Below are 8,557 nucleotides of genomic sequence, written 5' to 3'. Positions count from 1 at the left end.
CTAAAATCACAGATTAAACGTTCTATACACACCTTCAACATCATCACAAAATCCATATTTAACAATTGTTTATGGTAAAAACTCAGCACCTATATTGCGGAACGCCTGTTTTGAGAATGAACAGGGCTATCGCTATAAACAAAGTAAATAAGGGTCAAAATGTTGAAGAAGTTAAATCTAGTTACTGCCAGCATCCAAATGGCGCTAATCGCCGGAGCGGTAAGTAGTTCGGTAGCTGTTGCTAATGAACAGACGGAAACCAAATCAGTTGAACGTATTCAAGTTACTGGTTCTCGTATCAAGCGCTTTAACCTAACGTCTCCTACTCCTGTTACCGTAATCGGTGGCGTAGAGCTTGAAAACCAAGGTATTACAAACGTAAACGACCTTTTAGCTGAAATGCCTCAAGCAACAGTTGGTTTATCTCCAGAAAACACAACTAGCTTTATTTATGCTTCGGGCTTGAATACTACTGACCTACGTGGTTTAGGTTCTGAGCGTACATTAGTACTAGTTAACGGTCGTCGCTTTGTGCCAGGTTCCGTTGGTGATACAGCCGTAGATTTAAACAACATTCCTACTAGCATTATTGAGCGCGTTGAAATTGCAACTGGTGGTGCAGCGGCGGTATATGGTGCCGACGCTGTTGCTGGTGTTGTAAACATCATCACTAAAAAGTCATTCGATGGCATAGAAGTTGATATCTCGACTGTAAAGCCTGAGCAAAAAGGCGGGGAAGACCACACATTCTCAATTACCGGTGGCCAAGAACTAGATAAGCTATCGTTCATTGCATCGTTGAACTACACAAAGAACGAAAGTTACGCAAAATTAGACCGCGATTTCTACAGAAATTCAATGCGCTCTATTGCTAACCCAGCTGATACAGGAAGTAAAGACGGTATTCCAGGTAATATCGCACTAAACGGTCAAACTGCCCTTGCTCGCTACTCTGAAAAAGGTGACTTCTTTGCTATCGCTCCTGGTGCAGATAAGACCCGCGATGTGTATTTAAATGACCACTTTGCCTTCCAAGAAGATGGCTCGTTGCAGCCATTTAACTATGGTCTAGGTTTAATCCCTGATCCAAACCCTAAAATTTCAGAGCTTGCTGCAGGTCGCTACTTCCATGACGAATATAACATGGGTGACGGTGTATTCACGCAAGGCGCAAAAAGCTATTTCAGAACCCCGCTAGAGCGTGTTATTGCTTCTACCTACGGTACATACGAGATCAATGATGATCACGCATTAACCTTCGACGCTACTTGGTCAAAAACAGAGTCAACAACTCAAAGTGGCCCTGCGTTCTTCGCTTATAAAATTCACCGTGATAATGCGTTTGTCAGTGACGAAATGGGCAAAATCATGGATGATGTTACCTACACAGATAAAGACGGTAACTTGGTGGAGGGTATTGATAGCGTTACATTATATCAAGCAAACTCAAACCTTTGGGGTGACCGTAATTACGAGCAGGAGCGCGAAGTATTCCGTTCATCTATTGGTCTTGAAGGCATCATTAATGATGACTGGGGTTACAGCACTTACTTCCAGTTTGGCCGCGTAGAGCAAGATACTACATGGACAGGCGAAGTGCTTGAGCAAAACCTACTAAGCGCGGTTGATGCAACAGTGATCAATGGTCAAACGGTATGTGCTAAGCGTAACAGCGAAGGTGACATCATTGGTCAAATCGATGGCTGTGTACCGTTTAATCCGATGGGGGCGACTTCGGCAACCGCAGAGCAAATGGGTTATATTTCAACCGTTGCCACTCGTTTTGCAAGACATGACCAAGCTGTTTTTGCAGCAACCGTTGACGGTGTACTATTCGAACTACCAGCAGGATATGTAAGCGCAGCATTCACAGCTGAACATCGCCGTGAAGTGGCTGAAAAGACACCATCTGAGAACATGGCAAAAGGCCTGATCTTCGGTAACTCAAGCTTGCCTATGCATGGTGAAATTGAAGTCGATGAACTGTCGATGGAGCTTTCTGTTCCAATTCTTGTTGACGAGTTCCTTGCGTTAGATTTGACCTTCGAAGGCGCTTATCGTTACATGGATTACTCTGTAACAGGCGAAGATGATGCATGGAAACTTGCACTAAACTGGGGCGTAACAGAAGAACTAAGATTACGTGTAAACCGCTCAAAATCTGTTAGAGCACCAAGTTTAGGCGATCTGTTTGCACCTGCATCAACTCAGTTCAGTTCTGGCCGTGCTGATATTTGTCGTGCAGACAGTATCAAAAAGCTAAGCGATAGCTACGAGTATAAGAAAAATATCATTAAAAACTGTCAAGCAGCTGGTTTACCTGAAGGTTGGATGCCATCTTCAGAGTGGCTGGCTGGTGGTAGTCTAGAGGGTTCAATTGTTGGTAACACTGAGCTTAAGAACGAAGTTTCTAACGACTTAACAGTTGGTCTTATCTATACTCCTGAATTTATTGAAGGCCTTGACTTTACAGTCGACTACTGGTCATTTGAAATAGATGGAGCAATTCAATATTTTGATCGTAAAAATACTGTAGAAAACTGCTACGAAAGCGAGTCACTTGACAACCTATTTTGTAAAAACGTAATACGTGGTGAAAACGGTGATATCGAACACTTCTATCAGCGCCCAATTAACTCAGCACAAATCGTTAAAAAAGGTTACGACTTTGAATCAGCATACCGATTCGACGCGATGAATGGCGAAATGGCGCTGAAATTAGCTGCAACGTACATTGCAAAAGATACTCAAAACTCAACTGGCTTAGCCAACGACCTGCGTAGTTTCACAGGACTTACTGACGACTCTCCACGTTGGAAAGGTCGTTTCACTGCAGTATATTCGCAAGATGAGTCAGTTTACGCGCTAACCGTGAACTATCGTCACAGCACTGTTGATGACAAAGGTTGGACAATTGAAGCCAACAACTTTAACGAAGTGCCTTCTTATACCACGGTAGATTTTATGTATAAGTCTTATGTGCTAGAAGACCTACAACTTCGTTTAGGCGTTAGCAACCTATTTGATAAAGAGCCACCTCGTACGCCTGAGACGTTTGACTCTGGCGAATTTTATGACGTAAATGGACGCAGATTCTCTTTGGGTCTGAAGTATAACTTCTAAGCCTATTTAGCATAATGTTCCTAAAGCCTCCAGCCGGAGGCTTTTATTTTTACCCCTTTTATCGTATTTTCAGCGCAATTGAGCAAACTTGAGTATTCACTTCTTCGTGCTTATGATTTAATACCAGTTGCATTAAGTAAATGAGCTATTTGAAGCAGGGAAATAGCTTTAGTAGCACCGCTCTCGCGTCTTGCTACCGCTAAGAAACCTAAATCTATATAGGAAAAGCCTAAAACTTTACTGTTTGGCTATTCTAAATGAAGGGTTTTGCAATGCGAATCGAAGGTATTTCACCTTTCTAATTGGTTTGAGAATTAATTCAATTTTGATAATAATCTGGCCTATGTTTTTGTAACCTGAATTTCGTGTAGCAAGGTAGCTAGTCACCCATGAAAACAAGTAAGTTAAGTATTCGACTCCTATGGTATATCACACCACTTGTGATACTTCCCTTGCTGTTTCTTGGCGGATTCACACTTACTAATGTAACAAGTTCAACACAAAAACAAGCAAAGCTTATTGTCAGCCGCTTTGTAGAGCAACAACAGCAAAAGATGTTCAATTACATTGAAATCTATCAATCTACAACTAAGCTACTTTCTACCTCTCCTGTACTCAGTGACTTTCTCAATTCAGCTAATCTTGAAAGGCTAGAAAAGACCAGGCGCTTGGGTGCGTTAATGGATGTATTTGCAAGCTATAGTGAAGCCTACCCAGATATTATTAGTATTAACCTGTTATCCCCCAAAGGTGGCAGCTCAGCCTTTTACTCCAGTAATTTAGGAGAAGCGCCAAACTTGTACCCTTTTGCGAATCAAATAATGCAGAGTAACCTCCGACAACATCAATTTATGGTTGCATCCAGCTCAGGGACACAACTCTATTTTGTCCAGCAGGTTTATAGCGTTGACTACGAGCTAAAACAACCCAAACAGCAAGGTTACATTGTCGTTCAGGTTTCTCCCTCTTTACTTAGCACCAGCATTCTCGAAGCGCCCTATGACAACACACTCAACCTGTTGATGAGCATTGATGGTGAGGTACTCTTTAGTTCAGATAACAACCTTATTGGCCACTTTTTAAGTGCCAGTGAAGTTGAAGCTATTAGCGCGATTGCTGAATTAGGACAGTTAGATGCAATGAAGATAAGTAGCATAGATAATATAGAAAGAATGACCTATAGCGCGCAACTGAGTGGCGGGTACTTTTACATTTCTACTATTCCAAAATCTCTACTTTATCAGGCTGGCAAAACAATCAGTTTAATCACCGCGTTGATCGTTATTTTGTCTATTGTTACCTTGCCAATTTTAATCTTTATTGTTGTACGTAATCTTCTTCTTAATCCTATTGAATTACTTGGTGAAGCCAGCCAACGAGTCGGTGATGGCGACTTAATGGTCGCGCTGCCAGAACACAATACTGACGAAGTTGGGATATTGTTTAAAGATTTTAACCATATGATAGGGCAAATTCGTAACTTCCAGAGGGAACTTGAAGATTATAAAGAACACTTAGAAGAAAAAGTGGAAGATAGAACCAAAGAGCTTGAGAAGACCAATAGAAAACTTGAAGTGGCTATCGTTGAAGCCGAGCAGGCTAACCAACTTAAGAGCCGATTTTTAGCCAATATGAGTCATGAAATCCGTACCCCTCTCACCGCAATTATGGGCTTTACTGAACAACTGATACAGCATCCAGACTCAATAACTGCGAACCAGCATCTAGACACCATTTTAAGGAACTCTAAACATCTTCTAGAGCTAATTAATAACATCTTAGACCTCTCGAAAATTGAAGCTGAAAAACTAGATGTTGAAGAGTCAGAAGTCATACTTATGCCGCTCATCAATGATGTTGAATCCATCATTGAGCCAATGACCAATGAGAAGCTACTTAACTTTTCCACCGAGTTTGTCCTACCGTTACCCAACAAACTCTACACAGATATTACCCGTTTAAAGCAAATATTGCTTAATATCGCGACAAATGCGGTGAAGTTTACCGAGTACGGTGGCGTTCACCTCAAAGTAGAATTTAAGCCAGAATCGGAGATGTTTATCTTTAGTATTAAAGATACTGGTATTGGCATGTCACAAAGTGAGCTACAACGTGCTTTTAAACCTTTTGAGCAGGCAGATACAACCACGACTCGACGTTTCGGGGGCACGGGGCTTGGCCTTTGTATTTCTAAAAACTTAGCTCAGTTGCTTGGTGGTGATGTTCATGTTCAAAGCCAACCGGGTGCTGGCAGCTTATTTTCGATTGAAGTTTCAGGTAACTTCCGTGACCGCACATTTACTTGGCTTAATGCGCTGGAACGAAGAAAGCAGCCTGAAGAAGATAAAACAGCGGTCGCTGCAGTGAAAGAGTTCGATGCCAAAGTATTAGTCGCTGAGGATAACCCTGACAACCAAGAGCTTATTACGCTGCTACTGTCTAACTGGGGCATAGTTCCTGATATTGCTAATAACGGTGCTGAAGCCGTTGAAATGGCGCTGGTTGAAGACTATCAGCTGATCCTAATGGATATGCAAATGCCCGTCATGGGTGGCGAAGAAGCAACACAAATGCTTAGACATGCAGCGTATGATGGACCAATCATCGCACTTACCGCAAACGTGATGAAACATGATATAGACAACCATATTAAATCCGGATGTGATGCAACACTCGGCAAGCCTATAGATAAAGAGCTATTGGGCAAATTACTACTTCAGTATCTTGAAATTCAAAATAATAAATCATCTTCTTGGGATGCTTTGCTACAAACCGAAAAGTTCTTGCAGATTAGCCGAAATTACGTTGAAAAGTTGCCATCTCAGCTTGATGAATTACAAAAGCTCTATGAAGCACAGGAGTGGGAATCTTTAAGATCGCTGGCACATAGCATCAAAGGCAGCGCAGGTTGCTTTGGCTTTATGAGTATTCATGAAGCCGCAGGAGAACTAGAAACAAGTTTGCAAAAAACACAAAACAGTAACCGCCATTACTATTTGCTTAAGCTCACTGAGGCTATGCGCTATACACTATCAATAGACCAGCCAACGGATAATAGTCACTTAGGCTAATGGTAAAGCCATGAGCATGGCGTCTTCACGACCACTCGCGCTCGGGTAATAGTTTTTTCTCAAGCCCATTTCGACAAAGCCATAGCGATGATATAACGCGATTGCTGCAGTGTTTGACGCTCTTACTTCAAGGAAGATATTTTCTGCCTGCAAGGTCTCCGCTTGCGCTAATAAATCTTCCATTAATGGCTTCGCGTAGCCCTTCCCTTGGTAGTTAGGACGAATACAAAGATCCATCAAGGTTAAGTCTGGGCCCGCACGCTCTGCAACGTAGAAGCCCACCAGCGTATTACCATCGACAATAGCCGTGTTAAAGTAACGACCGTGAAGGCAAGACTGCATGGTTTTTTCACTCCAAGGAAAAGCATGACAGGCTTGTTCTACTTGCATAATCTCATTAAGTGGAAACTGCAGTAAACCACCTTGCTTAACTTGCATCTTGCTGACTCCAGATTAATTGCCACAACTCACGCTTTTGAGTTGTACTTAGTTGTGCACACGGCAAACTTAACTGATTATTCTCAAGTGCAATCGTGTTGCCCATGACAACCTCAATTTTTCTACCCATTGCCAATTCAAAGTCCTGCAACAAAACAGCTGGTAAAACGACCTGCTGAAGCTCATTCACACCAGTAGCAACAACAGCGTTAGGGTCAAGATGTGCAAATGTAGAATTTAGCTTTAGCGGTACAATATCGAGAATATTTGCGTAAATCGGATTCATAGCTAAGCAGTTTAATTTTTTAGGGAGTTTACTTTGAAAAAATGCGAAGTGCAAAATAAGAAGTGGCAGGGGCGGCAGGACTCGAACCCGCAACCATCGGTTTTGGAGACCGCTGTTCTACCAATTGGAACTACGCCCCTGCAATGTCGACGCATTATAAAGCGCTTTTTTGAAAGGTAAAGTGAAAAAATCACTTTTTTGATTCAACTGCTTCTAAAATAGGCAAAAAGGCCAATGTTTATCATATTCGCCCTTTTCTTAAGCGGGGTGCTAACTCATTTTAGAGTCATTATTCCCACTCGAAGATCAACAGAAGAAAATATATCGACATAGCAGCTAGTTAGAAAGCTAGCTGTTCTCGATACCATCACCTATACCATGCGCAGAACTTTTTGATTTTTTATTGCTCGTCAGCGTTTTAGTTCAGCTTTAGCCCAAGCTGAGGATTCTGCCATATCACGACGAAGCTCTTGTATCTCTTCAACACTCAGCAGTCGCGAACCCGAGGTAATCCTATCCATCTTGTGCCTCCAACTGGTCACCATACATTTTAAGTGGTTCGTCAAAACGTGAGTTACCAGCAGAGAACTTAGAGGATATTTTTTGATTGTTTTTCATACACACCTTGAAAACCATCAATACTGCTCAAAGATCACACAACGAGGAATAACCTCGTTAAATAAAAGGATCAAATCATGGGTTTGAAACCAGGACCAAAACCAATTGCCAAATCAACAGGCAAGCCAGATCAACGTCGACGTGACAACAAAAAAACTCCTGGAAACACTCCAGGCCTAAAGCCGAGTAAATCCTCGAGCAAGTAACTCTACCTCAATATCGAGTCAGTGTAAGCGGTACTGACTCTTGTTGTTAAAACCCAAAACACACTTCTGTCCCATTGTGAGTTAACGTAAATGCACTAAGGGTGGCTTTGAGCGAAGAGCTGACGTTCATCCTTTCACCTAAACCTCTGTATATACATCCATAACTATTGAATTTCTTCCATAGTCAGGAAAACGACCTTGTGAGTCGTTTTTGTCGTGTTCACATTTAGATCAATGTAACGTAACTTCAATGCTGGTAAGTACTTCCTAAATTTGCTATCAATAGTCATGGGACAAAAATGAGACAGATTGCTGTAGAAAAACGACCCAATCGCTCGATATTAAATTGTTAGCTTACACGAGACATTGGTAAATATAGGAATAATCAAATGAGAAGAATAGCGTATTATTTGCCAAACCTTCATTTGGAGGATGACATTAATTTAGGTCAGTTCAGGCTTTTGAAAGCTTCTAAATGGGATAACTCAGAATCGTTAATTGAACAAAAAGTATTTGGCGATATTAATGGGACGCTGATTGAAGTTGATGGGTTTTCGACAGGTGATATGTTCTCCCCAACTGTTAATGAATCTATCTATCGAGAACTAGAACTTATTAAGTTTGCTTATTTTTTTTCCGCTTTATCAAATCATTATGGTTTTGTTTCTAATGATGCGTTTGAGGTATTTAGAATAATCGAGAAGAATAAGGATCCATCATTCGAACATAAGGTTTGTTTAAATAATGGGATCGATAGCTTTTTGATGTCATTAGATAAATATTATAACTCTAAGGCCTTAAGTGGTGGTTTCGGT

At 41.4% G+C, this 8,557-nt stretch carries 5 protein-coding genes and 1 tRNA gene; 3 read left to right on the top strand and 3 right to left on the bottom strand.

The window, feature by feature from the left end; all coding sequences use genetic code 11:
• Positions 1-159: 159 nt before the first annotated feature.
• Complete coding sequence (locus L1D50_RS18985) at positions 160-3,123, top strand: TonB-dependent receptor (protein ID WP_239966610.1); 2,964 nt, start codon at positions 160-162, stop codon at positions 3,121-3,123.
• A 389-nt stretch (positions 3,124-3,512) separates the two neighbouring features.
• The gene (locus L1D50_RS18980; RefSeq protein ID WP_239966609.1) at positions 3,513-6,194 is read left to right on the top strand and encodes an ATP-binding protein; all 2,682 of its coding nucleotides are present in this window, start codon (positions 3,513-3,515) and stop codon (positions 6,192-6,194) included.
• Here L1D50_RS18980 and rimI read toward each other — a convergent pair.
• The 3 genes from rimI to L1D50_RS18965 all read right to left on the bottom strand — a co-directional run bounded on the left by rimI (position 6,186) and on the right by L1D50_RS18965 (position 7,058).
• Positions 6,186-6,632: a ribosomal protein S18-alanine N-acetyltransferase gene (gene rimI / locus L1D50_RS18975; protein ID WP_239966608.1), complete on the bottom strand. Its 447-nt coding sequence runs from the start codon at positions 6,630-6,632 to the stop codon at positions 6,186-6,188. The genes L1D50_RS18980 and rimI overlap by 9 nt on opposite strands.
• Complete coding sequence (locus L1D50_RS18970; RefSeq protein WP_128726774.1) at positions 6,622-6,918, bottom strand: hypothetical protein; 297 nt, start codon at positions 6,916-6,918, stop codon at positions 6,622-6,624. Before L1D50_RS18970 ends, rimI begins: the two co-directional genes overlap by 11 nt.
• Positions 6,919-6,981: 63 nt before the next feature.
• Positions 6,982-7,058: transfer RNA gene (locus L1D50_RS18965), tRNA-Trp, on the bottom strand.
• A gap of 1,073 nt (positions 7,059-8,131) precedes the next feature.
• On the opposite strand from L1D50_RS18965, the gene L1D50_RS18960 reads away from it, so the two are divergent.
• Positions 8,132-8,557 (top strand): hypothetical protein (locus L1D50_RS18960; protein ID WP_239966607.1); only part of this gene is annotated, 426 nt, incomplete at its 3' end.

The sequence above is a fragment of the Pseudoalteromonas sp. Isolate6 genome (assembly GCF_022398435.1).
Classification (GTDB): Bacteria; Pseudomonadota; Gammaproteobacteria; order Enterobacterales; family Alteromonadaceae; genus Pseudoalteromonas; species Pseudoalteromonas galatheae.
The sequence above is the reverse complement of the archived record's forward strand: the minus strand, read 5'-3'. Positions and strand labels throughout refer to the sequence as shown.

What these genes read in the sequence shown, in the direction of transcription:
- rimI (WP_239966608.1), bottom strand. Translation starts at nt 6,632, where the DNA reads ATGCAAGTTAAGCAAGGTGGTTTACTGCAGTTTCCACTTAATGAGATT.
- L1D50_RS18985 (WP_239966610.1), top strand. Translation starts at nt 160, where the DNA reads ATGTTGAAGAAGTTAAATCTAGTTACTGCCAGCATCCAAATGGCGCTA.
- L1D50_RS18970 (WP_128726774.1), bottom strand. Translation starts at nt 6,918, where the DNA reads ATGAATCCGATTTACGCAAATATTCTCGATATTGTACCGCTAAAGCTA.
- L1D50_RS18980 (WP_239966609.1), top strand. Translation starts at nt 3,513, where the DNA reads ATGAAAACAAGTAAGTTAAGTATTCGACTCCTATGGTATATCACACCA.